Source organism: Pseudomonas sp. C2.3V, from assembly GCF_058536325.1.
This window is the reverse complement of record NZ_JBZUBN010000001.1, coordinates 1864351-1889191: the sequence shown is the minus strand read 5'-3', so window position 1 is coordinate 1889191 and position 24841 is coordinate 1864351. Positions and strand designations below refer to the sequence as shown.

Below are 24841 nucleotides of genomic sequence, written 5' to 3'. Positions count from 1 at the left end.
TCAAACATGGCGTATTGATGTTGAGGCCGTTATGCAAGCTAAGCAATTTTCCCTGGCAGACTGGCACCGCATTCTCATCGGCGAAACACCTTGGACGTTCCTGATAGAAGTGGTTATCCGGGCTGGGCTAACCTATGTTCTGATCATGATGGCCATGCGGCTCCTCGGGCGGCGCGTGGCATCCCAATATACGCTCTTCGAACTCTCCGTAGTCGTTACCCTGGCCGGTGCAATTGGTGTACCGCTGCAAGCGCAGGAGCGCGGCATGTTGCCGCCTCTGATCATCATGGCAGGCGTCATCATCTTTCAGCGAGTAACTGCGCGTCTGACCATGCGCCATCCCAAGGTAAACCATGCCGTCTCGGGTAGTGTGATGACTGCCATCACCAATGGGCGACTGGAACTGGAGGTCTTGCGAAAGACTGTCCTGTCTCGGGAAAAAATCTTTGCACTACTGCGCATGCGCAACATTCAGCACTTGGGCCAGCTCAGCCGCGTCTATATCGAGCCTTCCGGCTCCATTTCCATCGTACTGACTGACCAGCCCTGCCCTGGGCTTTCTATTATTCCGGAGATCGACACCGAGTTGCGGGAAGCAGTAGCCAGCCGGGACCATTTTTCCTGTACGAGCTGCGGGTACACACTCAAGACTCAGCAAGAACCGCAATGTGCCTGCGATTACTGCAAGGCTGAGCGCTGGATGCCAGCCGCTGTAGAGCTGGAGGACTGAATGCTGAACGTTACATCCTGGGATTGGCACCGTATTTTGCTGGGCGAAACACAGTGGCCGTTCATGATCGAGGTGGTGCTGCGTACCGGCGTGATCTACCTGCTTCTGCTCATGATGATGCGCATGATGGGCCGCCGTGTCGCCGCTCAACTCAGCATCTCGGAACTGGCCGTCATGATTACGCTGGGTGCGGCGATTGGTGTGCCCCTGCAGACACCGGAAAAAGGCATCCTGCCTGCTGCGGTCCTCTTGCTGACGGCTCTGATTTTTCAGCGAGGCCTGTCGTTTCTTTCGTTCAAGAGACGCTCGGTAGAAGTGGCGACCCAGGGGGACTCAACCATTCTCGTCAAGGATGGCCGTCTGGTCATCGATAACATGGTCAAGGCCCGCCTCTCACCCGAGCGTATTCACTCGGAGCTGCGCGCGCAGAATATCCAGCATCTGGGCGAGGTTCGCCGTGTCTACCTGGAGTCATCCGGCCACTTCAGCCTGATTAAATACCGTACGCCGCACTATGGACTCTGGCTGCTGCCAACGCCAGACGATGAAATGAGTGAGCGTATCCAGGTCAATAGCCACTATGCCTGCTCACGATGCGGTCACGTAACGGAGTGCAACCCTGCGCCTGAAGATCAGGAGTGCGACTGCTGCGGCAACAAGGAATGGCTACCCGCTGTGAGGCGTCTAGGAGTAAAGATGCAGGAGAAAGAAGACGATCAGAAAGCATCGGAGTAATCCTACCGCACGCCAGACAATAATAATTGTGGAGAACTTTCAAACGTGCGCAGCCTTCTACTTCTCATAGGTGGTCGACAGCCCTACTGGGTGTGATCTTAACCATACGCAACAGGGCCTCCCCATCATGAAAGATTATGAGCAGATATTTGACCAACCTGAGTCCATTACGGGTGCCAGCGCAGCCGATGAGCTGGATTGCGTTATCGTGGGTGCAGGGCCAGCGGGCCTTACAGCTGCCATCTACCTGGCACGCTTTCACCGCAAGACGCTGATCGTCGACGACGGTGCCAGTCGTGCCGCCTTGATTCCCCTTTCTCATAACTATCCTGGCTTTCCACCCGGCATTTCGGGCAAAGGTCTGCTGGAGCGTTTGCGGGAGCAGGCAACGACCTATGGTGCTCGTTTCGAAAATGCCCGAGTCGATGACATTCAACAGCGCCCAGAAGGTTTCGAAGTATTCTTCAATGGCCAGAGCGTGTTGACGCGTCGCGTATTGCTGGCCACCGGTATAAAGGATGAATTGCCCGATATGCCTAGTGTGTACGAGGCCATTGCAGCATCTTCCGTGCGCCTGTGCTCAATCTGTGATGGCTACGAGATCAATGGTGATAATGTGGCGGTGTATGGCGAGGCAGAATGTGCCATCTCACACGCTGTATTCCTGCGCACGTTTACGAATCGGGTGACCGTTGTCGTACACGGAGAGCCAAAGGCCTGTGAGGAAGCGTTTGCTCTGGCCGAACATTATGACATTCGCCTGATCATTGATCGCGTTGAAGGCATCCGCCTGCTGGAAGACCAGCAGGTAGAACTCAGGACCTGCAAGGGCGAGATCCATCGGTTCGACATCGTTTACCCGTCTTTGGGCTCCAGAGTCCGTTCCGAGCTGGCCATACGCCTGGGCGCCGAAGCCGACGATACGGGAGCATTAATTGTTGATGAACACCTGCGTACTTCCATTCCAGGCCTGTATGCCGCAGGCGATGTCATCAAATCACTCAAGCAGATCAGCGTAGCGACCGGCCACGCTGCACTCTGCTCGACAGCCATTCACAACAGTCTTGAGACCAATCCCTGGACAGCGCGGAACGCGGCCCCGACACAGTAAGCATGCAACAAAAAGGGCCAACCGTATGGTTGGCCCTCGATACAACAGAATACTTACTTCTTGGCAGTTTCACCGGCTTCGGAGCGCGCCATGAACGCCATGGTGACTTCCGGCAGATGCTCTCTCACCCACTCGGCCATGGCAATTTCCTGCGGCAGGATCTGCTCGCACACTCGCTTGGTTTCAAGATCGCCAGCCGCTTCGGCGGCAGAGATCAGCACGGTGTACATGGCGATCTCGACGTTCTCAAAGACATAACTGGCCATGGACCCCTTGACCACTTCGTCAGTCATGAACATGCCGCCCATCGCCTGCCCCATGGCCATGAACTTACCGGTAAAGTCCTTCATGGTGGAGGGGCTGGTCCCCAGACGGGTCAGGCAGCCTTCGATCAGCTGAAGCTGGGACTGGGTTTCTTCGATGTGCTGCTGAATACGGGCGGAGAGCTTAGGATAATTCTCAAGACGTTCCAGCTGGCCCTTCAGCATTTTGTCTGCCTGCTGTTCCATGCCATGGGCATCTTTGAGCCAGTCGATCAGATGTTCTTGACGAGTAGTCATGTCTCTTCACCTTTTGGTCAGGGTAGAAGTTAGTTAAGCGAAGCGAACTTTCCAACTTACGCGGCTAAATCCGAAATACATAAGCGGCTGTTATTACTTAAAGTTTTACAACTCTTGTATTAAATAATGCACAACGCCTTAGTTTCTTCGCTATCCACTTCTGTTTAGTCAACTGCCCTTCTCACAAAGTTCTCGCCAACCATCGCATTATGACCGACTGAAAAATACATACCCACAGACATAATACCTTCAAATCCCATTCTAGAGCGCTCTGTTAGCAATGAAGCGCCATATGTCTATAGCGAGACGACTGAATTTATACAAGATTTATACAACAGCCTAGTCGACTCTTGAGTCATAAATGGACTAATCAAATCTAAAAATAAAGTTTCCTCAAAGTACATTCCACTGGTCAGTTATTTTGTGGCAAGAGGAATGCTATGACGCCTCAAGAGTCCATCCTCAGGTGCCACTATTGTGTGCAACCGTGACTATTACTGACAAGGCGATAAAGGGAATTAACCCTCTCCCGAAGCGATTAAACCTGGGGGACAAGATGGATACATTTGCTGGACTTCTGGATATGAAAGGCACGCCGCTGGATAAGCAGCGGTTTACCTGGCGTGAAATGGCCACTCGGCCGATCAGCAAGTTGGATGACGATGCTACGACTCGCATCCGCATCATTCTCATGAACGGCATCGAAACCGAGGCCCTTCGACTCAAGCATATCGGCGCGCGGTTCCACAAGGAGCTGCAACCTCATCTGGCCCATATCCGCCGGGTAGAGCAGCATCAGGCTACCGCCATCAACTGGCTGATCTCCGGTGACCACTCCCCGCTGGAAACGACCATTGCCTACGAGCAGGTGGCTATTGAAGTCACGGCGGCAGTCGCCCAGAACGAGCCTGATCCCTACCAGGCACAGTCATACCGCTTCGGACTTCTGGAAGACTTCGATCACCTGTATCGCTACTCGGCCATGTATGACCGACTGGAGGGGAAGGATCCGAACAATATTCTGCAAGGGTACACGGACATCATTCCGGGTCGTCCGACCAGCCAGCATCACCGGAACCCCAGTGACGATTTACGCGACAGCTATGACAAAACTACCGCGCAGCTGATCACCAAGATTCATGCGGCGATGATTACCAGCTCGGAATACCAGACTCACGATTATTACATGAATATCGGCAACACGTTTGCCGATCCGGTTGCACGCGCGCTGTATGCAGAAATCGCTTCGGTTGAAGAGCAGCATGTGACCCAATATGAGTCCCTCATGGATGCCAGCGAAACCTTCATGGAAAAATGGCTGGTTCATGAGGCGATGGAAGTGTATGCCTACGCGAGCTGTGCCGAACAGGAAGAGAACCCGCGCATCAAGGCCCTGTGGGAACGCTTCCTGGATTACGAACTGGGCCACCTGGAATTTGCCTGTGACCTGTTCAAGAAATACGAGCGTCGTGACCCGGCTGAAGTGCTGGTTGGCGAGCTGCCCAAAATGCGCCCCTTGAAGCGCAACCGCGACTTTGTGCGCGAGACCCTTTCGAAAGAAATAGACCTGCGTGCCCACGGTATTCACTACGTACCGAAGGAGAAGGAAGACAAGGCCTCTCTGGATTATCGCAACCACCTCAACTCAGAGGGTATTCCGGCGGATATTGCCTCGGCAGGTTATATCTGGACACCCGGTACCGAACTCTTCCGTAAACCTTGAGGACTCGCCATGACTACTTCTGCACCCATGGGGTTGAATCGCACCGGCACACAGATGTCCCCCGAGGACACCAAAAGACAAATTGAGGCTACTGAGCAGTTCCGCCAGGATATCCCCCCAGGCGATGCCTCACGCATTACTGAAGAGCGCGTCAAGTTCATTCGTGAGCATGAAGCTATTGATGAGCAGGTCGGCTCCGTTCCTCCACCCGGCTCGGTGAAAGGCGTACTGAAAACCGGCCTGGACAAGATGATGGGTAAAAACCCTGAATTGCTTCTCGACAAACTAGGCGAGCGCCTGGCCTACGAGCGCACCGGGGTTCGTCTGTATGAAGCCTTCATTGCCAAGGTCGCCGCAGCACCCGATGCCCGTCCGGAACTTCTAGAAACGCTCAGGACTATCCAACAGCAGGAAGCCGAGCACATGCAGCTGCTACGTGAGTCCATCGAAACACTGGGTGCGGACCCTACTGCCATGACGCCTTGCGCCCATGTCTCTGGCACCATGGCTCAAGGAATTATCCAGGTACTGACAGACCCCAGAACCAACATGGCGCAATGCCTCAATGCCATGCTGACCATCGAGCTGACAGACAATGCTGCATGGGAGTTGCTGATCGAGCTGGCTCGCCAGGCGAACCATCCCAATATTGCTTCCAGCTTCGAAGTGCCCATGCGTCATGAGGAAGAGCACCTCGTCAAGATCAAGACGATGTTGCGTGACGAACTCAAGGCCCAGCTCAGCTGATTGAGCATTGCCTTAACAAAAGGCCCGCATGATGCGGGCCTTTTGTTTGGTCTCAGGAATACGGCGTGACAGGTAAGGCTCGCTTGTGATGCGAACCGCTGTAGTATTTAAAAATAACCTGATAGGCATGGTCACTGACCTTCTTGCCTTCAAGGAAATCATCGATTTCGGCGTAGCTAATGCCAAACGCCTCTTCGTCCGGCTTACCGGGCGACAGTGACTCCAGATCCGCCGTGGGAACCTTGTGCACAAGATTGTCAGGCGCACCCAGGTATTCGCATATCATGCGTACACGGCGCTTGTTCAACCCATGCAGCGGAGTCAGGTCGCAGGCACCGTCGCCAAACTTCGTGTAGAACCCCATCAGTGCTTCCGCACCATGGTCAGTCCCGATGACCAGCCCCTTGCGGGCACCCGCCACCGCATACTGAGCAATCATGCGCTGACGCGCCTTGACATTGCCCATGACGAAATCCTGCTGCCCTTCATCACGAAAGGCCAGCTTGCTGTCCTGCAAGCCCTGCAGCATCCCGTCGGTAGCCGGCTTGATATTCACGGTCAGCACCTCGTCCGCCTGAATGAAGCCTAATGCGCGCTGGGCATCTTCTTCATCCTTCTGCACGCCATAGGGCAGCCGCATGGCAATAAAGCGGGCGTTGTGACCTTCACTACGAGCCTGCTCGACGGCCAACTGGGCGAGACGGCCGGCAGTCGAGGAATCTACCCCTCCGCTAATGCCCAGCACATAGGCTTCCATGCCGGTCTTGATCAGGTAATCCTTGAGAAACTTGATACGCAGCTCGGCCTCACGCTGGGCATCGAATTCGGTGGGTATTTCGAGTGCCTTGATAATGTCACGCTGAATGGATTCGTAATCGTCTGACATGCGTTTAGCCTCTCTCTCCGCGTAATAGTCGTGCATGGAATAATGGAATATTCGTCAAACTGTAGACGGCTGCTGCCAATTGCACGTCCTCCCGGCCACCAAAGAACCGCTCGGTTCGGGAGAAGACTACCAGCTCGCCCTGATAACGAAAGCCCCAGCCAAAGCATACGGTGCCAGGGGGTATTCCATCTACTCCATCCGGGCCTGCAAGCCCCGTGTTAGAGATGGCGACCGCTGCATCACTGTCATGCAGGGCACCGATGGCCATTTCCCGCGCCACCTCTTCACTGGTCAGGTTGAACGTATCGATCGTGTACGGGTGAACGCCCAGCAAACGCTGCTTGGCAGCAGGAGAATAAACGACATAACCGGCATCAAGACAGGATCCACTGCCTGGAATTTCAGACAGCAGGTGAATGACCCGCCCTGCCGTGCAGGACTCGGCTGTCACCAGCAGCATGTCGTACTCTTTCAAATAATCGAGAACCGGTTGGATATCTGACCTCATGGATGCTCCCACGAAACGAAGTGCGCATTTCCGTTATGAAAGGCAGCCGCCGCGCAAGTTCGATTGGAAAGAGCTTACGTACCGTCAGGTGCGCTTCAAATCGTCAGGCACATCCACGTCACGATAGATGCCGGGATCACTGCACTCTACCCAGCGTAGCTCACCTTGCCCAAACAGCCCTCGCCCGCCACGGTCGCCCGTGAGCGCACACAACGCCTTGAAGTAACGACGGCCAAACGCCACCGGATTGCCGGCCACCGGAGTGCCGGCCACCGGAGTGCCGACCACCGGAGTGCCGACCACCAGAGTACCGTCTGGAGAATTACTGGATGCTGGTGAAACGCTGTTCTTTAGAGAGCAGAACGGCACGGCAATCACGTCCTCTGACACCGCCTCGGCTATCTGGCGGAACGTCTCCGGCTGTACAAACGGCATGTCGCCCAAGGCGATCAACCAGCCTCGATGATTTGGCTCGGCCGCAATCGCCTGCGCCAGTGTTTCGCCCATCCCTTGGGTTTGTACGGCCAGTACGTCAAAGCCTTCGCGTCTGGCGAGAGCCGCCACCTCTCCATTATCCGGTCGGGTCACGACCACCCGCCGCTGCCCGATACCCTTGAGGTTGCGCAAAGTTTGCTGAAGCACGAGGGTCGACTCGCCTACCCCAGTTTCATACCTGGCCAGCAGCTTGTCAGTCCCGGCCTGGGCGCGAAAGCGACTGCCCTGCCCGGCCGCCATCACGATCACGCACAGCGAATCAGCCACGTCAGGCCACTTGATCGACAACAGGCTTGGGCTGTTTCTTTTGCGTCAGCGCAACACCATTTTTTACAGCGACCACTTCGGCCAGCAGTGAAACAGCAATCTCGGCCGGCGTATGGCTACCGATATGCAGGCCAATAGGGCCGTGCAAGCGATCGATTTCATCCTCGCTCAAATCAAACAAGGCCAAGCGTTCCCGACGCTTGCGACTGTTACCCAACGAGCCCAGCGCGCCGACATAGAAAGCCGAGGACTTGAGCGCGGTTAGAAGCGCCATGTCATCCAGACGCGGATCGTGAGTCAGCGCCACGATCGCCGTCCGCTCATCAGGAACAATGGAAAGCACCGCATCATCTGGCATACCCGGGACGAAACGCGCCTTTGACGTCTCCCAGCCGTGGTTGAATTCCTGCCGCGGATCGCAGATCAACACGTCGAAATCCAGCATGTGAGCCATTTCGGAAACGTAGCGGGACAGCTGACCTGCGCCAATCAACAGCAATCGCCAACGCGGGCCATAAACGACACGCAAGGTCTGCCCATCCAAATGCAAGGCGTCGTCCGCCTGCGCCGGAAATAACTGAACGGCTCCGGTGCCAAGTTCAAGCTGCCGGGCCACCAGCTCGTGATTGTCACAGCGGCTCAGTAGATCGGCAATCCACTGCGGATCACCTAAAGGCTCCTGCACCAAACGCAGCGTTCCGCCACAGGGAAGCCCGAACCGAGCGGCCTCCTCCTGCGTCACACCGTAGGTGATGAGTTCTATTCCAGTTTCGGGAATCCGGCCATCATGCATGCGTGCAATCAGATCATCTTCGATGCAGCCACCAGAAACCGAGCCGGCAGTACGACCATCGTCCCGCAGAGCCAACATGGCACCCGGTGGACGCGGGGAGCTTCCCCAGGTCTGAACCACCGTAAACAACACAACGCGATGCCCTTCCCGACGCCACGCCAAGGCGCTGCGCAACACGCTCGAATCCACACTATCCATTCAATTCACTCAATCGGTAAGCCAGGAGGCCATGCGCTGCCAGTGTATAGCAGGCGCGCTTTGCCTCGACAGTCACGGGTAGAGCCTTTGAAACGTATCTGGTTCCCCGTCCGTCATGGCGCTTTGGAACCTCGGACGCAGCGGCCAACTCAAAACTGGAAAGTACACACCTGGAGGTAACCGGTATGCCACGCTCGATTTGGAAAGGCGCCGTCAGTTTTGGACTGGTCAATATTCCGGTTTCCCTGGTATCCGCCACTTCCAGCCATGGAATCGATTTCGACTGGCTGGACAAGCGCAGCATGGACCCGGTGGGCTACAAGCGCGTCAACAAGAATACGGGCAAAGAGGTCTCGCGGGAAAACATCGTCAAAGGTATCGAGCACGAAAAAGGCGAGTATGTCGTGCTTAGCGACGAGGAGATTCACAACGCCCTGCCGGAAGCCACCCAGACGATCGATATTCTGGCATTTGTCGAGGCCAGCGAGATTTCCATCCTGCACTTCGAAAAGCCCTATTTTCTATCTCCTGAGAAACACAGCGAGAAGGTATACATCCTTTTGCGAGAGACACTCAAACGCACCGGCAAGGTTGGCGTAGCCAACGTCGTGATGCACACCAAGCAGCACCTTGCTGTGATCATGCCCTTGGGCGATACGCTCGTGCTCAACACCTTGCGCTGGGCCAACGAGGTTCGCTCAGCCGAGGACGTGGGCCTTGAAGACCTGGACGCCAAGGTGTCCAAGCGCGAGATCGACATGGCCGAGCGCCTGGTTGAAGACATGACCGAGTCGTGGGATCCAGAACAATACCATGACACCTTCGAAGACAACGTCATGAAGCTGGTTGAGCGCAAGGTACGTGAGGGCAAGCTCGAAACGCTTGAAGCGCCTGAACAGGAAGCACCCAAACGTACGGCCGATGTCATTGACCTTACCGAGCTGCTCAAACGTAGCCTGAGAGGCACACGCACGCCGCCCGAGAACGACGACGAAAAAGCCCAACCCGCCAAGGCAAAACCAAAGCGCACCAGCACCACTCGACGCTCGTCAGGTACCGCCTCACCCAAAGGCCGTAAAGCAGCCAAATAAGGAACCCGGCCATGGCGAACCCGTTGAGCGAGTACTCCCGTAAGCGAAACTTCAAGGTGACTGCAGAGCCTGAAGGCAATGCGCCCCACGCGCGCACCTCGCCCGAAGCGCTACAGTTCGTGATTCAGAAACATGATGCACGCCGGCTGCATTATGACTTTCGTTTGGAGCTGGACGGCACCTTGAAGAGTTGGGCCATTCCCAAAGGTCCCAGCTATGACCCTAAGGAAAAGCGCCTGGCTGTTCACGTTGAAGATCATCCGATCGAATACGGCACCTTTGAGGGCAGTATTCCAGAAGGCGAATACGGCGGTGGTGACGTCATCGTCTGGGATCGTGGCATTTGGATACCCTATGGCGATGCAGCTACCGATTATGCGGCGGGCAAGCTCAAGTTCGAGCTGCAAGGCGACAAGCTCAAGGGCAACTGGACGCTGGTACGCACGCGCCTGCATGGCAACGGCAACAAGGAGCAGTGGCTGCTGATCAAGGAAAAAGACGCTGACGCCAAACCTCATAGCGAATATGACGTAACCGAGGCTCTACCTGACAGTGTACTGAGCGAGAAGACTTTACCGCGACTGGGCAAAACAGCGGCGCCTGTTGCCAAGGCAGCAGAGCCAGCAAAACCCAGGCGGCCCCGTACCACGGCGGCAAAGGCAACATCTTCCGCTGCGCCTTTGGCACTGCCTGAAATGGTCGAAGCCCAACTGGCCACGCTGGTCGACGCGCCCCCAGCAGGCGATTGGCTCTATGAAATCAAGTTTGACGGGTATCGCCTGTTGACCCGTATTGATGATGGCAAGGTCAGCTTTATCACACGCAACGGCAAGGACTGGACCCATCGTCTGCCAGAACAGGCAAAGGCTCTCTCAGCACTTAGCCTGGATAATGGTTGGCTTGATGGCGAAATTATCGTACTCGACGACAATGGCGTCTCTGATTTCCAGGCCCTGCAAAACGCTTTCGATACCGGCCGAAACACCACCATCCTCTACTACCTGTTCGATATGCCGTTCTGTAACGGTACGGACCTGCGCAGTTATCCACTCGAAGAACGTCGTCGTGCTCTCAAAGCCGTACTGGATACCACCCAGTCTAACGTCATACGGTATTCGGAAGCCTTCGACGTACCCGCCGACAAAATACTGGAAAGTGCCTGCGCCATTGGCCTGGAAGGCGTCATTGGAAAACGTGCTGGCAGCCCGTATACCTCCAGGCGCAGCAACGACTGGATCAAGCTTAAGTGCAAGCGCCGGCAGGAGTTCGTCATTGGCGGCTATACCCAACCCCAGGGAGCAAGAAGTCATTTTGGCGCGCTGCTGATCGGCCTGCATGACAAGGACGGCTCACTACGCTTTGCAGGAAAGATCGGAACGGGATTTACCCGGGAAAGCCTGGCTGCACTCCATGAGCATATGCAGCCCTACACAACTGACACCTCCCCCTTTAAGAACCCGCCTCGAGGTGCTCAAGCCCGCGGCGTTACGTGGCTCAAGCCGGAATTACTGTGTGAAGTAGCGTTTGCAGCCATCACCAACGACGGAATTGTACGCCAGGGTGTTTTCCATGGGTTGCGGCAAGACAAGCCGGCTCAGGATATTGGGCTCGAACAGGCGCAGGTCGTCCCGCGTAAGGCTTCGTCCCTTGCGCCAAAGAAAGCGTTAGCCTCAACGAAAAAAGAGGGTGCTGAAGTCGCAGGCGTGCGCATCAGCCACCCAGAGCGCGTTATCGATCCGTCTTCAAAAACCACCAAGCTAGGCGTCGCAGAGTACTATGAGCGTATTGCGTCATGGATGTTGCCGCACCTAAAAAACCGGCCGGTTGCCTTGGTACGGACTCCTGAAGGCATCAAAGGCGAACAGATATTCCAGAAGCACAAGCAAACCCTGGCAATCCCGCATATCCGCGAATTGGACCCGGCTCTGGATCCAGGCCATGCACCGCTTATGGTGATTGACAGCCTTGAAGCACTGCTGGGTGCTGCGCAGATGGGCACGGTAGAACTGCACACTTGGAACGCCAGGGCTGACCAGATCGGTAAACCGGATCGCATGATCTTCGATCTTGATCCTGATCCCAAACTGCCCTGGAAACAGATGCTGGAGGCAACGGAGCTGTTGCTGACCCTACTGGATGAGCTGGGCTTCAAAGCCTTTATCAAGACCAGTGGCGGCAAGGGCCTGCACATTGTTGTTCCTCTGCAACGCAGAGATGACTGGGATAGCGTGAAAGACTTTGCACAGGCCATTGCTCAGCATATGGCGGCGGTTATTCCAGAGCGCTTCTCCGCCAAGATGGGCGCGCAGAACAGAGTCGGCAAGATCTTTATCGATTACCTGCGCAATCGCGAAGGTGCTACCACGGTATCGGCCTATTCGCTACGGGCACGCCCGGGTCTGGGCGTATCGGTCCCTATAGGCCGTGAGGAGCTGAAAACACTTGAACGAGGCGACCAGTGGACACTGGAAACGCTGTTCGACCATTTGGATCATCGGCAAGATGATCCTTGGGCAGATTACGCAACCGTGCGCCAGAGGATTACCGCTGCGCAGCGAAAAACGTTAGGTATGGAGTAAATGATTCGCCTGTACTGTTGATGTGCCTCAAAAGCGCCCAATATCAGTTCGGCATTATGCGAGGTAATGGCCTCGCACGAGGAACAGCGATATGACGACGCTCAATACCCGCACCCTGGAGGAAAAAAGCGCCTCTGCGCAGGAGTGGGCCGCCTGGCCCCGATTTGCCGGAATTCCGGAAGTCGATGCCAATCATTTGGTCCCGCCAGGTCGACGGGCCGTAATTATCGCGCCCCATTCGGACGACGAAATTCTGGGCTGTGGCGGCTTGTTGGCCCAGCTTGCCGAGCTGGGGCGCAAAGTTCTTTTAGTCAGCGTAACGCGGGGTGAATACAAGCAAGGGCTGGGCAGCCAACCGGTTTTCCATGTACCTACCCTGCCAGAAAGTCGTGAAGCCAGCCGACGGCTGTGTCTGGAGTCCGTCGACATCTGCCGGCTGGACTTTTCCGACGGCATCGCCAGCAATGAAGAACAACGGCTTAGCGAACAACTGGCGGCACTCATCAAGTCGACCGATACGGTGTTCACCGCCTGGCGAGAGGATGGTCATGCCGATCACGAAGCGACAGGCCGTGCCGCCAGCTTTGCCTGTGTAGTCACAGGGGCTCGCTGTATTGAAGTCCCGCTTTGGGCATGGCAATGGCTCCGTCCGGGTGATGATCGCTTTCCCTGGGAGCGTGCCCGACGGCTACCGCTGGATGAGTCCAGTCTTGCCGCTAAGCGCTATGCTGTCGAGGCGTTCAACACAGCCAACGGCCCGGCGCCGGAGCCTATCCTGCCATCCCATGTATTGTCGCGCCTGTTTCGGCCCTGGGAGATCTTTCTGGTTTGAGCACTACCGGTTACGGTCAAGCAACTGCATGCGAGGCAAGGCGAAATGCCAACGGATCGCGGCAAGGCGAATAAGAAGCACCACTAGCATCCCAACGCCTGTGACTAGCTCTGCCGGCAGCGCCAGGCGGTTCAACCCGATATATACCAGCGAGCCGAGAATACAGGGTGTAGCGTAGATCTCCTTATGAAAGATCAGTGGAATGTCATTGCAGATAATGTCTCGGATGACACCACCAGCCACACCGGTCATGACACCCATGATGACGGCTGTGCTTAAAGGTACCTGCTGACGCAGGGCGACTTCCGTTCCGATCACGGTAAACACTGCCAGACCAAATGCATCGGCGATCAGAAGCGCTTTTTCCGGTATCGGTCGCGTCAGACGTACCCACAGCACCGTACCTAAAGTGGCAAAGACAACCACTGCAATGTAGGTGTCATCCCGTATCCAGCTTACCGGATGCAACCCCAGAATCACGTCTCGCAGGGTTCCGCCACCCAGTGCAGTTACCAGGGCCACTACCAGAACACCAAACAGATCCATTGCTTTGCGCCCGGCCATCAGGGCGCCGGTAATAGCGAAAACGGCAACGCCAAATAGATCGCACAGATAAAACAGCGAAACCATCGAGGGCTCCATCAAAGGGTAAAGAAGTCACCCGGCGTTGTTCCGAACTGCGCTCGAAACGCAGCGATAAAGGCTGACGGCGAATCATAGCCGCAACTCAAAGCTACCGCCGTGACACTGTCGCCCCGCTCAAGCAGGGTCAGTGCGCTTAGCAGACGCAGCTTCTGCCGCCAGGCTCTGAAGGTAAGACCGGTTTCCCGCTGAAAATGTCTACTCAGGGTTTTTTCGGAAGCCCCCAGCAGTAATGCCCACTCCGCCAGGGTGCGCTGATCATCCGGCGCTTGCTGCAAGTGTTCACACAATCGGCGCAGTCGAGCATCTGCTGGTAATGGCAGCGATAACGCCATATGAGGCGCGATTGCCAGTTGATCGATCAGCACCTCGACCAGGCGTCCTTCGCTGCCTTCTTCATCGTACTCGACAGGAAAGGTTGTGAACGTTCGTATCAGTTCGCGCAACAGCAAACTGACGCTCAGTACCCGACACTCGGCCCCCCGGTTCGGCAATAGCTGCGGTCCTAGGTAGAGGCTGCGCATTTCAGCCTCGGCTGAAGAGCGCACCTCATGCTCCAGCCCCGCCGGAATCCACACGGCCCGCTGAGGAGGTGCGACAAAACTACCCGCGCGAGTGTGCACTGAAAGCACCCCCTTGATGGCATAGGAGAGCTGCGCCCACGGATGACTATGCCAAGGCGTCCAGGAGCCACGTGCCAGCGACTCGGCCCGGGCATAAACCGGGCGAGGCAGCGCTTTGAGAGAAGGAATCTGCCGGCGTAATTCAGCGGATTGTCCGTTAGGCGACATTGAAAGCCTTTTTGACGTTAGTCGGAATAATCACACCACAGTAGACTGCGGAGTCAGACTCAACAACTGTTCGAGAGATGTGAATGGCTCGTCCACGCTTTTTACCCGACAACTTTACGTTATACCTGATAGCAACCGTCACGTTGGCTAGCATCTTTCCCTGTAGCGGAACCGCTGCCGGGGTACTCAATGTGATCACCAACATCGCCATTGGCCTGTTGTTTTTCCTGCATGGCGCCAAGCTGTCACGCGAGGCCATTGTAGCGGGCGTTACCCACTGGCGCCTTCATCTCCTGATCTTCTGCTGCACCTTCCTGTTATTCCCGCTGCTGGGCTGGGCGCTCAAGCCGCTGCTTTCGCCCCTCGTCACGCCTGAGCTTTACATGGGCGTACTGTATATGTGTGCTCTACCGGCAACCGTACAGTCCTCCATCGCCTTTGTTTCAATGGGCCGCGGCAACGTGCCTGCCGCCGTGTGCAGTGCCTCGGCGTCCAGCCTGATTGGTGTGTTCCTGACGCCGCTCCTGGTAAGCCTGCTGCTGGACACGCAAAGCAGTGGAGACACCAATGGCATGTCCACTCTAGATGCCATTACCAAGATTTTCCTTCAGCTTCTGGTTCCCTTTATTGCGGGTCAAATCCTGCGCCGCTGGATTGGCGGATGGGTCGACAAACACAAGTCCAGCCTCAAGTTTGTCGATCAGGGCTCCATTCTGCTTGTAGTCTATACTGCGTTCAGCGCTGCCATTCTTGAAGGCCTCTGGTCATCCATTCCACTGACCGCTTTGCTGGGCCTTGCTGCAGTCTGCTCGGTAATCCTCACCCTGGCGCTGCTGATTACCCGCTATACGTCGCGCCTGTTGGGCTTTAATAAAGAAGATGAGATCGCAGTAGTGTTCTGCGGCTCCAAGAAGAGTCTGGCGACTGGCGTGCCGATGGCCAAGGTGTTATTTGCTGGCAGCAGCATGGGTGCCATTCTGCTACCCATCATGCTGTTTCATCAGATCCAGCTGATGGTGTGTGCGGTATTGGCACAGCGCTACGGGCGGCGTGAAGAGACAACTGTCAGTGAAACCAAGGTAGCCAAGGCGCACTGAATTCTTTTGCTTCACCTATAAAAAAGGCCGGTCACTACCGGCCTTTTTTATGTATTACGTAAATCAGTCTTCCCTCACTGGGGAACGCATGGTCACCCATTCTTCCGCTGCTGTCGGGTGAATACCGATGGTGTCATCAAAGCAGCTTTTGGTTGCACCGGCCTTGAGAGCCACTGCCAGACACTGGATCTGCTCGGGAGCATCGGGCCCGACCATATGGCAACCCAGCACCTTATCAGTCTCGGCGTCCACGACCAGCTTCATGAGCGTACGCTCCGTCTCATTGGTCAGGCTAAGCTTGGTAGGCTTGAAGGTCGTCTGGAAAATCCTGAGCTTGTAGCCCTTTTCACGAGCCTGCTCTTCACTCAGTCCTACCGTTCCGACGTTAGGCAAGCTGTAAACCGCGCTAGCGATGAGGTTGTAATCAAGTGGCTTGTAACTTTCAGGCTTGTACAGGCTGCGGGCCAAGGTCATGGCCTCTGCCAGGGCAACAGGCGTCAGCTGCACACGGCCAATGATATCCCCAATCGCATACACTGAGGGTTCCGTGGTCTGGAAGGTTTCATCCACCTTCACAAAGCCACGTTCATCGAGCTCGACGCCAACGTTTTCCAGGCCCAGGTTATCCAGCATGGGGCGACGGCCTGTCGCATAGAACACGCAGTCAGTTTCCTGAACACGGCCATCCTTGAGCGTAACCTTCAAACTGCCATCGCTCTGCTTGTCGATACGGGCAATTTCCGCATTAAACTGCAGATCGTGGCCTCGCTTGAGCAATTCATCCCGCAGATGCACCCGTACGCAGTCATCAAACCCGCGCAGGAATAACTCCTTGCGGTACATGAGAGTCGCCTTCACACCCAGGCCGTGAAAGATCGATGCAAATTCAATCGCGATATAACCGCCACCCACGATGATCATTCGCTCGGGCAGCTTATCCAGATAAAAGGCTTCATTGGACGTGATGATGTGTTCACGGCCAGGCAACTCGGGCACTGAGGGCCAACCGCCTGTAGCGATGAGGATTCGCTCGGTGGTGTAGCGCTTGCCCGTTACTTCGACAGTATGCGCATCAATGATTCGCGCATGGTCTTCCAGCAGTGTCACACCGCTGTTGATGAGCAGTGCACGATAGATGCCGTTCAGTCGACGAATCTCATGGTCTTTATTGGCTAGCAGATTCTGCCAATCGAACCCCTGTTCCTCGACCTTCCAGCCATAACTGCGCGACTGCCTGAACTCGTCATGGAACGAAGCCCCATAGACGAAATACTTTTTCGGCATACAGCCGACGTTTACGCAGGTGCCGCCCAGGTAGCGGCTTTCCGCTACGGCCACGCGAGCACCAAAATCGGCGGAAAAACGCGCTGCACGAACACCGCCCGAACCCGCACCGATGATAAAAAGGTCAAAATCGTATGTCATGACGAATCCTGATCGGCTCAACTGCTCACCAGCTTAACGCACCTGCATCGCTGCTGACGAAAATACTGTTGCCTTAAACGACAGAAGCCACCCTAAGGTGGCTTCTGTCAAACACAGGCTAACAAGGAGATCAGAGCTCCTTGTAGACGTTCTCGAAGCAGAAGTTGGTTGCTTCAACGAAGCCTTCCGCACTACCGCAGTCGAAACGCTGACCCTTGAACTTGTAAGCCAGAACACAACCGTCCTGAGCCTGCTTCATCAGGGCATCAGTAATCTGGATTTCACCGCCCTTGCCCGGCTCGGTCTGCTCGATCAGGTCGAAAATATCAGGCGTCAGGATGTAACGGCCAATGATCGCCAGGTTGGAAGGTGCATCTTCCGGCTTGGGCTTCTCAACCATGTTGTTCACACGATAGATATCATCACGGATCATTTCGCCCGAGATCACACCGTACTTGTGTGTTTCGTTCGCAGGTACTTCCTGGATAGCCACGATGGAGCAGCGGAACTGGTTGTACAGTTTGACCATTTGCTTCAGGACGCCATCGCCTTCGAGGTTCAGGCATAGGTCGTCCGCCAGCACAACGGCGAACGGCTCGTCACCGATCAGAGGACGGCCAGTCAAGATGGCGTGACCCAGACCTTTCATTTCGATCTGACGGGTATAAGAGAAGGAGCACTCGTCGATCAGGCGGCGAATCCCGGTCAGGTACTTTTCCTTCGCAGTGTTCTTGATCTGGCTTTCCAGCTCGTAGCTGATATCGAAATGGTCTTCCAGAGAGCGCTTGCCACGCCCGGTGACCATAGCAATTTGCTTGAGCCCAGCGTCGAGTGCCTCTTCAACGGCATACTGGACCAGGGGCTTGTTCACGATGGGCAGCATTTCCTTCGGCATCGCTTTGGTTGCTGGAAGAAAGCGAGTGCCGTAGCCGGCGGCCGGGAACAGACATTTGGTGATCATGGGCGTCCTTTGATCTGTGGGAGCAATACTATGGCAGTCTAAACAGCCGTTCATCGGGTTACAATGCTCAGCATGAGGCTCTCAGTGACCGATTAAATGGACGTCTAAAAGCGCTCGACCCGAGCGTTGGGAGATCCGACCACGAAAGCGCCCAGCGGTTCGATTATAAAGCGCTTTTCCGCAGACGAGATATGATGAGTAGTGAACTCGTTGGCACCACCACCGTCGAAGACAAGCTGCTTCAGATGGCTAGACAAGGGATCAAACGATCTATTATGAAAAAATGGATTCCTCTTTTCGCTACCGCATTGCTGGTAGGCTGCGCCAGTAAATCCCCTCAACTTACTCAGGAAGAACTGCATCTGCTCACCCAGAATGACCTCCTCCAGGCAAAGATGCTTGTAGTATCCGGAGGGGAAGATGAACTCAAACTGGCAGACGCCTTGCTCAACCGCGCCTCGATGCAAACCGACAAAGCTGAAGAAGGCACCGGTGAGATCGAGTTCTACAAGGCGCTGGTGATGATCAAGCAAGGCCCGCAAGCAGATGACGTGCTGCCCCTGCTGGAAACCTCAGCCAAGAAAGAGTATCCGCTGGCCTATGCAATGCTCTATCAGGTCTATTCCAAGCCTTACCTGATAACTGAAGCAGACCCTATTCGAGCGGAAACCTACAAGGACAGCTACAGCGATCTTGACGTTGCCAAGAGCGGCTATCCTTCTTTCGAGAAGGCATTGGTACTGGTTGAGCGTCTGAGCAGTGACAAGCCTTCCGAAACAGCGGCCATGACTCACTGACGACGTTCAAGCCGGTTGGTTGTAGAGCCCGGCGTCCGTTCAATTTCGATTCCGCCAGGGTATTCCGTGCTCTGGCGAATCGAGCCTCGCTGTTCATACTGTCCGCTGGAATGAGAGCGGTACTCCCGAACCGTTCCACGCGGGACAGCCTGGCCACCGTATAGATTATAGTGCTGGCTACGCTGCTGCGTTTCGATGCTCCCGGACGCTCCGGGGCTTATATAGGTTCGGGGTATCGCACGTCTATCAAACTCGTCTGCAATACCGGTATTGGCGGTCAACACCAATGCCAGCCCAAGCCCGCACGTTGCTATTTTAAATACGCTCATTTCGATCTCCTGCCCTTCCTCCCCATTAAGACCTCTACGAGAGGGCCTGTTTCAAACCATTGGTCCCGTCGCACACCTTTTCAGTTTTTCGGCGGTGTCAGGTAGGACCTTTAAGAGTTTAGGACGGCGTTCGTAGGCAGAGTATTCTGGCAGGACTCAATAAAGTCCCAGCAAAGGCTTTCTATAGACGAAAAAAGAAAGGGATACGGGAAGGAGTGGATCGTGAGATATCGATGCACGTTCGTACCTCCGTTAGAGGCCGCTATACCCGATACGACTCAGGAGAATCCAATCAAAAGCTAGAGAAATTCTAGCGGCCTACCGAGCGCAGGCCGCTAGCGGGAAAGCACATATCACATGGAGCGTGATGCGCGCTGTGGCTCTTGTTCCTGATGCTTGGAAGACATGTGATCGGCTTCTTCCTTAACACGATTTGTCGCCTGATCAGCCAGATCCTGCCCTACTTCAGTTGCCTTGGCATAACCCTGCTCGGCTTTCATCTTCACTTTGTCAGTGATCCGATCACTGGTCTTGCCCATCAAGCGATTTTCACGCTCGGTTGCAGGCAAGGTCGCTCCAAGTAGCGCACCTACTGCAATCCCAATGGCACCCAGCGCCAACGGCTGCTCTTCCAGCATATACTGGAAACCACTTTTGGCCTTGGCCGTCTGGTTACGCATGGTTTCGGATGCAGTCTGAGCTTTTTCGCTTACAGTCTGACGGGCTGAACTCATGGAGTCAGACGTGCTGCTGCGCATGTCCGCAGCCTTGTCCTTAAAGCCCTGAGTTTGCGTTCTCATACTGTCTGTCTTGTCATGTACCGCGCCGGACATACTGTTGGCCTTGTCGTGTAATGTGTCGCTCAGGCCTGAAGCTTTGTCCCTTAGCGAATCGACGATACCGGTGGAAGACGTGCCTGTAGAGGACGTGCCTGTGGAGGACATGCCTGCATTGGTATAGGGCTGACTGCGATTCTGGCCCATCATCATCCACATGAGCCCAACCGAGGTAAGCAGTGTCGGCACTGGGTTCGCCTTGATGGTCGAGCCCAGGTTATTGATAAATTCGCCTCCATTGCCCTTGGCATAGGTCATTGCCTTGTCAAGCAACTCGCCGGGAGAAAGGCGGCTTTCCAGCGCATTCACGATATCGTTGATACTGTCACGCTGCTGATCGATTTCACGCTCAAGAGTCGCAGGATCTTTTTGCGATTCAGCGTCTAGTCGGCTATGGGTATCGGTGCTCATGCTACTTTCCCCTTCACGGCTTCTTTATCTTTCTGCATGCTATTAATGGTTCGCTCTGGCTTGAACGCCGCAGGGTCAAGTTTTTTCTTGCCCGCAGATACCATTACCAGACCCACTACGCACACCACACCGCCCACAATCAGGGCGGCCAACCAGGGCGCCATGACCTGGCTCAGTCCAAGAACGGCTGAAAGCAGCAGCATGATAAAACCGGCCATCAAAACAATACCGCCTGATGCCATGCTGATTGTGGCAGCCTTGGTAGTATTCAAGGCTTCGGTAATCTCAGCCTTGGCTAGTGCTAATTCCTTGGTAAACAGAGAAGGCACTTCGCGTGTCAGCTGACGCACCAGACCTGCAATCGAGGTTGAATTTGAATCGATGCCAGTCTCTTCTTGATAGGTAGCATCACGTAGGTTCGGTTGTTCTTTCATGATTACAGACCTCCGTTAGTGTCCTTCTTGGTATTGCCTAGCGCTGTGGTTGATGCACGATCAGGATCAAGCGCGGGGGAACCATAGGGTGGGGTATCGCCCAAGTCGGATGTAGGCACTGGACGGACAATTGAGGTAGTGGCCGTAGTATCGCCTTTAGGCAACTGGGAGGTACTGTTTTGATAGGTGCTTTCCTGTTCGGCGATAACAGGTGTACTGGTCTGGGATGCCGGATCTATAGTCCGCGTGCCATCTGAATGCTCAAAGCCACCCATACCGGCATGGTTAACCGAAGATGTGGTTCCCATGGCCGCACTGGAGCCCATTACACGACAGGATGTTTCCTTGTCGCTCTCGCCCAGCGTTGGCGGTGTGGTCATGGTTTCACCCGTTGCACCTGCCCGAGCGGTATAGGACGAACCGGAGGACAGGTCGGAACCTACCCCGGAGCCGCTGGTGTTCGAAGACGACATCTCCGTGCCGGAGGTATCGGCTTTACGGCTACTGGCCTTGGCGAAGCGAGACAGTCCAAAGCCAATAGCGATGCTGCTGGTCAAAAAGAGTGCCGGGTTTTCACGGGCCAGTCGGCCTGCCTCCTGAATCAACTCGTCAGCGCTTTTGCCACGTAGCGTATCAGCTAACCCGGCCATGCTTTGGGCGATATCGGAGACATAGCCTGAAAGACCGGCACGATCCTGGTCGCTCAGCTCCGACGCTGCCGCTTTGAAACTGTTAGCGACGGTTTCGATTTCATTGGCGGCTTTGTCGCTGTAACGATCAATCTGACCTTTACCTTGCACCATTGCATTGTCCGCCACACTCCGGGCCTTATCTTTCATGGCTTCGGCCTGTTCTTGGGCAGACGGCATACTCTGCTGCTGGCTTTCTCGAGTATTACTCTCGTAGGGTGATGTCATAGCTTGGTCCCACCATTTTTACGTTTTTCCGCACAATAGCGGCTGGTAAGCGCAGCGGTGACTCAAAAGACATAAAACTGCGCGTTAATAAGGTGACTTCAGCGGCACGGAGGAGTTCGTTTCGATTTTGTCAAGTAGCGCTATTCACGATAACCGGCATCGGTATACGCCACCTTTAAAGGTTTTTTGTGAAATGTTGGAAAAACCGATTACCTATGGTTTTCGCATCAATGCGTCATACCCCAGCTGCGCATAGGGCTGGTCAATACTGACCAAGGTGCGGACAATAGTGGCCTTCTTCCAAGACAAGGATGTGCTATGCCTATTACTCGCCTGAAAATTGCCGCCGCTTGCCTGCTCAACCCGGCAAACGAATTACTCGTGGTACGTAAACGACATACCCGATTTTTCATGTTGCCTGGCGGCAAACTAGAAGCAGGCGAAAGCGGTCTCGAAGCACTTGCACGAGAGATTCAGGAAGAATTGAATCTGCTGCTGGATACCGAGACCTGCCAGCCGCTCGGCCTCTTCCAGGCGCCCGCTGCCAACGAGCCAGACACCATGATTGAGGCAGAGCTTTTCATGGCTTATGTAGATACACCCTCGCTGGCTGTAGCGGCGGAGCTTGAGGCGCTGGCCTGGATACCGCTGACACCACCTTATGAGGTTGCTCTGGCGCCCCTGCTGTCTGAACACGTTCTACCGCTATTGCAGCGGAATACGGGCTTTTCCCCTGCGAACCGACAGGCATAACGAGAGTCAAGAGTCTACGCCTGTCGTTCCTGCAAAGGAGAGTCCTATGAGCACACTGCCTATCCACATCGACGTCTGGAGCGATTACGTTTGCCCATTCTGTTATCTGGAATTGCCGCTGCTCGATCAACTGAAGGCGCATTATGGCGACAGGCTGACCGTTACATGGCATGCCTTCGAATTGAGACCAGACCCCATCCCAACCCTCATCCCGGATAGCCATTACTTACGCAGCACATGGGCGCGAGCGGTATATCCCATGGCGGAAGAACGGGGATTGACATTGCGCCTGCCTCCCGTGCAACCCCGTAGCCGACGAGCACTGGAAGTAGCTGAACATGCCCGGCAATCTGAACAGTTCGATGCCATGCATCGAGGGATATTCAAGGCCTTTTTTGAACAAGGCCGCGACATCGGTCGTGACGACATTCTGCTGGATATTGCGAACCTGCAGGGCATCGATACATTCGAATTAGGTGTGGCGCTCGAAGAAAATCGCCATACCCAGAGCGTGCTCGACGATGAAGCGCTGGCCCAGACACTGGGTATTACAGCGGTACCCACCTTACTAATCCGTCTGGAAGACCAAGCCTACGAAGAGGCAACCCAGCTTAGCGGCGCGGTGGACTATGAGCGTCTCACACGGGCAATCGAGACGCTCACGACTCAACGCTGAGCCTGCTAGCGTTGAGCTGCCGGTGAGGTTTCCGGAAAGAGGACATCCGTGAATCCGAACCGGGAAAAGTCAGTGATACGCGACGGGTAGAGCCGCCCGATCAAATGATCGTACTCGTGCTGAACCACGCGCGCATGAAAGCCTTCAGCGATCCGATCAATCGTTTCGCCTCTCGGGTCCACTGCCTCGTAACGGATACGGGCATACCGATCAACGACACCGCGCAGGCCGGGGATGGAAAGGCAGCCTTCCCACCCCTCCTCCATCTCTTGTGACAACGGCGTTATCACAGGATTGATAACAACGGTTTGGGGCACTGCCGGTGCATCCGGGTAGCGTTCGCTGCTGTCGAAGCCCATTACGAACAACTGCAGATCCACACCGATCTGCGGAGCAGCCAAACCCACACCACCAGCTTGTTCCATAGTCTCGAACATATCCGCCACCAGCGCATCCAACTCCTGGCTGCCAATCATGGATGCCGGCACAGGCTTGGCGATGCGCAACAAGCGCTCATCACCCATTCTCACCAGTTCACGAATCATTTCTGCCTCCGTCAATGTTCAGGTGAGGCGGCTATCAATCGTCCGTCTCAGGTAATTCGATCCTGTCGTCGTATATAACGATCAGCCCCTGTTTGTACAAACCGCCAATGGCCTTCTTGAACGTCCCCTTGCTGACGCCGAACAGCTTGCTGATCAGTTCTGGCGAGCTTTTGTCGCTGACTTCGAGAACGCCATTGCGGGCTTTTGCCAGCCCAAGTATCTGCTGACCCAGCGCATCGACAGCTTGACGTCCCAACGGTTGCAGGGAAAGACTGATCTTTCCATCGGGGCGCACTTCCTTGATAAAGCCCTTTTCCTGCATACCGCTGCGCAGAAACTTGAAGACCTCATTTTGATGAATGAGTCCCCAATGCTTCCCTTCGATAATGGCCTTGAAGCCCATGGGCGTTTGTTCGGCCACCAGCAGATCGACTGCCTGACCGCTTGTGTAAGACGCCGGTACGGTATCCAGATATCGATCCAGGCGGGCCGTTGCGGTAATTCGGTGGGTGCGCTGATCAATATAGACATAGACCACGCAGTAATCCCCAACCTGCAACGGGCGCTTTTCTTCGGAGTGCGGGAGCAACAGGTCCTTGGGTAGGCCCCAATCCAGAAAAATTCCGATACGGTTGACCTCGACCACTTTCAGACTGGCGAACTGCCCTACCTGAACCTTGGGCTTTTGAGTCGTCGCAATGATCCGGTCTTCACTGTCGAGATAAACGAATACATTGATCCAATCACCCGCCTCGGTGGGCTGATCCTTCGGGATATAGCGGTTCGGCAACAGGATTTCACCGTCCTGCTCGGCATCCAGATATAAGCCAAAGTCCGTCCGCTTGATAATTTGCAGACTATTAAAACGCCCGATTAAAGCCATGCTAGTACCTCATTGAGAAGCTACTATCATACCTGACATATTCTGCTCAACCGATAAACCATGAAATGCCCTGGCAAAAGGGCTAGACA

The 24841-nt window shown here is 55.1% G+C and carries 27 protein-coding genes; 12 read left to right on the top strand and 15 right to left on the bottom strand.

The genetic code is table 11. The features are described from left to right. Positions 1–31 precede the first annotated feature (31 nt). The 3 genes from AC4LF3_RS08855 (at position 32) to AC4LF3_RS08845 (ending at position 2576) form a co-directional block, all read left to right on the top strand. Entirely contained in the window at positions 32–730 is a 699-nt protein-coding gene (locus AC4LF3_RS08855) for a DUF421 domain-containing protein (RefSeq protein ID WP_312271098.1), read from the top strand. Beyond that, entirely contained in the window at positions 731–1465 is a 735-nt protein-coding gene (locus AC4LF3_RS08850) for a DUF421 domain-containing protein (protein WP_491835114.1), read from the top strand. Positions 1466–1592: 127 nt separating this feature from the next. Continuing rightward, a complete protein-coding gene (locus AC4LF3_RS08845) occupies positions 1593–2576 on the top strand; it encodes an NAD(P)/FAD-dependent oxidoreductase (RefSeq protein ID WP_491835113.1) in 984 nt (327 codons plus the stop codon). A 53-nt stretch (positions 2577–2629) separates the two neighbouring features. Here the strand turns inward: AC4LF3_RS08845 and AC4LF3_RS08840 are convergent, their stop codons facing one another. Beyond that, positions 2630–3136 (bottom strand): ferritin-like domain-containing protein, encoded by a 507-nt coding sequence (locus AC4LF3_RS08840; protein ID WP_010798096.1) that lies wholly within the window; start codon positions 3134–3136, stop codon positions 2630–2632. A 556-nt stretch (positions 3137–3692) separates the two neighbouring features. Between AC4LF3_RS08840 and AC4LF3_RS08835 the strand changes: the two genes are divergently transcribed. Together AC4LF3_RS08835 and AC4LF3_RS08830 are read left to right on the top strand one after the other, a co-directional pair. Continuing rightward, positions 3693–4859, top strand: a complete 1167-nt coding sequence (locus AC4LF3_RS08835; RefSeq protein ID WP_074825461.1) for a hypothetical protein — start codon at positions 3693–3695, stop codon at positions 4857–4859. A 9-nt stretch (positions 4860–4868) separates the two neighbouring features. After that, complete coding sequence (locus tag AC4LF3_RS08830) at positions 4869–5606, top strand: ferritin-like domain-containing protein (RefSeq protein ID WP_074825459.1); 738 nt, start codon at positions 4869–4871, stop codon at positions 5604–5606. Positions 5607–5658: 52 nt separating this feature from the next. Here the strand turns inward: AC4LF3_RS08830 and nadE are convergent, their stop codons facing one another. From nadE to AC4LF3_RS08810, 4 genes are all read right to left on the bottom strand, one after another. Then, positions 5659–6492, bottom strand: a complete 834-nt coding sequence (nadE, locus tag AC4LF3_RS08825) for an NAD(+) synthase (protein ID WP_122042709.1) — start codon at positions 6490–6492, stop codon at positions 5659–5661. 4 nt (positions 6493–6496) lie between these two features. Continuing rightward, a complete protein-coding gene (locus AC4LF3_RS08820) occupies positions 6497–7000 on the bottom strand; it encodes a CinA family protein (protein ID WP_010798092.1) in 504 nt (167 codons plus the stop codon). An 84-nt stretch (positions 7001–7084) separates the two neighbouring features. Further along, positions 7085–7762, bottom strand: coding sequence for a nucleotidyltransferase family protein (locus AC4LF3_RS08815; RefSeq protein WP_491835112.1), 678 nt, complete (start codon positions 7760–7762; stop codon positions 7085–7087). Between the two features lies 1 nt (position 7763). Then, the gene (locus tag AC4LF3_RS08810; protein ID WP_491835111.1) at positions 7764–8753 is read right to left on the bottom strand and encodes an XdhC family protein; all 990 of its coding nucleotides are present in this window, start codon (positions 8751–8753) and stop codon (positions 7764–7766) included. Between the two features lie 185 nt (positions 8754–8938). On the opposite strand from AC4LF3_RS08810, the gene ku reads away from it, so the two are divergent. From ku to AC4LF3_RS08795, 3 genes are all read left to right on the top strand, one after another. Beyond that, positions 8939–9844, top strand: a complete 906-nt coding sequence (gene ku, locus AC4LF3_RS08805) for a non-homologous end joining protein Ku (protein WP_197870317.1) — start codon at positions 8939–8941, stop codon at positions 9842–9844. An 11-nt stretch (positions 9845–9855) separates the two neighbouring features. Continuing rightward, positions 9856–12423, top strand: a complete 2568-nt coding sequence (ligD, locus tag AC4LF3_RS08800) for a DNA ligase D (protein ID WP_491835110.1) — start codon at positions 9856–9858, stop codon at positions 12421–12423. Between the two features lie 91 nt (positions 12424–12514). Beyond that, the gene (locus AC4LF3_RS08795; protein WP_010798087.1) at positions 12515–13255 is read left to right on the top strand and encodes a PIG-L deacetylase family protein; all 741 of its coding nucleotides are present in this window, start codon (positions 12515–12517) and stop codon (positions 13253–13255) included. 3 nt (positions 13256–13258) lie between these two features. On the opposite strand, the gene AC4LF3_RS08790 is transcribed toward AC4LF3_RS08795, so the two are convergent. Both AC4LF3_RS08790 and AC4LF3_RS08785 read right to left on the bottom strand, forming a co-directional pair. After that, entirely contained in the window at positions 13259–13885 is a 627-nt protein-coding gene (locus AC4LF3_RS08790) for a trimeric intracellular cation channel family protein (RefSeq protein ID WP_010798086.1), read from the bottom strand. A gap of 11 nt (positions 13886–13896) precedes the next feature. Next, on the bottom strand, positions 13897–14688 hold the full coding sequence (locus AC4LF3_RS08785; protein WP_019365026.1) for an AraC family transcriptional regulator: 792 nt from the start codon (positions 14686–14688) through the stop codon (positions 13897–13899). A gap of 83 nt (positions 14689–14771) precedes the next feature. On the opposite strand from AC4LF3_RS08785, the gene AC4LF3_RS08780 reads away from it, so the two are divergent. After that, positions 14772–15785 carry a bile acid:sodium symporter family protein gene (locus AC4LF3_RS08780; protein WP_074825449.1) on the top strand — a complete coding sequence of 338 codons (1014 nt, stop codon included), beginning with the start codon at positions 14772–14774 and terminating at the stop codon, positions 15783–15785. A 63-nt stretch (positions 15786–15848) separates the two neighbouring features. On the opposite strand, the gene gorA is transcribed toward AC4LF3_RS08780, so the two are convergent. Together gorA and galU are read right to left on the bottom strand one after the other, a co-directional pair. Next, a complete protein-coding gene (gene gorA, locus AC4LF3_RS08775) occupies positions 15849–17210 on the bottom strand; it encodes a glutathione-disulfide reductase (protein ID WP_010798083.1) in 1362 nt (453 codons plus the stop codon). A gap of 130 nt (positions 17211–17340) precedes the next feature. Then, positions 17341–18171 (bottom strand): UTP--glucose-1-phosphate uridylyltransferase GalU, encoded by an 831-nt coding sequence (gene galU / locus AC4LF3_RS08770; RefSeq protein ID WP_010798082.1) that lies wholly within the window; start codon positions 18169–18171, stop codon positions 17341–17343. A 275-nt stretch (positions 18172–18446) separates the two neighbouring features. On the opposite strand from galU, the gene AC4LF3_RS08765 reads away from it, so the two are divergent. Beyond that, complete coding sequence (locus AC4LF3_RS08765) at positions 18447–18968, top strand: hypothetical protein (protein ID WP_491835109.1); 522 nt, start codon at positions 18447–18449, stop codon at positions 18966–18968. On the opposite strand, the gene AC4LF3_RS08760 is transcribed toward AC4LF3_RS08765, so the two are convergent. The 4 genes from AC4LF3_RS08760 to AC4LF3_RS08745 form a co-directional block, all read right to left on the bottom strand. Then, positions 18962–19297 carry a hypothetical protein gene (locus AC4LF3_RS08760; protein ID WP_491835108.1) on the bottom strand — a complete coding sequence of 112 codons (336 nt, stop codon included), beginning with the start codon at positions 19295–19297 and terminating at the stop codon, positions 18962–18964. The genes AC4LF3_RS08765 and AC4LF3_RS08760 overlap by 7 nt on opposite strands. Positions 19298–19650: 353 nt before the next feature. Beyond that, positions 19651–20544: a DUF3618 domain-containing protein gene (locus AC4LF3_RS08755; RefSeq protein WP_491835107.1), complete on the bottom strand. Its 894-nt coding sequence runs from the start codon at positions 20542–20544 to the stop codon at positions 19651–19653. Beyond that, complete coding sequence (locus AC4LF3_RS08750; RefSeq protein ID WP_312507952.1) at positions 20541–20978, bottom strand: phage holin family protein; 438 nt, start codon at positions 20976–20978, stop codon at positions 20541–20543. Before AC4LF3_RS08750 ends, AC4LF3_RS08755 begins: the two co-directional genes overlap by 4 nt. A 2-nt stretch (positions 20979–20980) precedes the next feature. Further along, entirely contained in the window at positions 20981–21895 is a 915-nt protein-coding gene (locus AC4LF3_RS08745; RefSeq protein WP_491835106.1) for a hypothetical protein, read from the bottom strand. Between the two features lie 318 nt (positions 21896–22213). Here AC4LF3_RS08745 and AC4LF3_RS08740 point away from each other — a divergent pair, with 318 nt between their 5' ends. Both AC4LF3_RS08740 and AC4LF3_RS08735 read left to right on the top strand, forming a co-directional pair. Beyond that, positions 22214–22648 carry an NUDIX hydrolase gene (locus tag AC4LF3_RS08740; RefSeq protein WP_125888000.1) on the top strand — a complete coding sequence of 145 codons (435 nt, stop codon included), beginning with the start codon at positions 22214–22216 and terminating at the stop codon, positions 22646–22648. A 46-nt stretch (positions 22649–22694) separates the two neighbouring features. Continuing rightward, the gene (locus tag AC4LF3_RS08735; protein ID WP_491835105.1) at positions 22695–23324 is read left to right on the top strand and encodes a DsbA family oxidoreductase; all 630 of its coding nucleotides are present in this window, start codon (positions 22695–22697) and stop codon (positions 23322–23324) included. A gap of 5 nt (positions 23325–23329) precedes the next feature. Here the strand turns inward: AC4LF3_RS08735 and def are convergent, their stop codons facing one another. After that, positions 23330–23869, bottom strand: a complete 540-nt coding sequence (def, locus tag AC4LF3_RS08730; RefSeq protein ID WP_491835104.1) for a peptide deformylase — start codon at positions 23867–23869, stop codon at positions 23330–23332. A 34-nt stretch (positions 23870–23903) separates the two neighbouring features. After that, entirely contained in the window at positions 23904–24752 is an 849-nt protein-coding gene (locus tag AC4LF3_RS08725; RefSeq protein ID WP_074825433.1) for a CvfB family protein, read from the bottom strand. Positions 24753–24841: the final 89 nt, after the last annotated feature.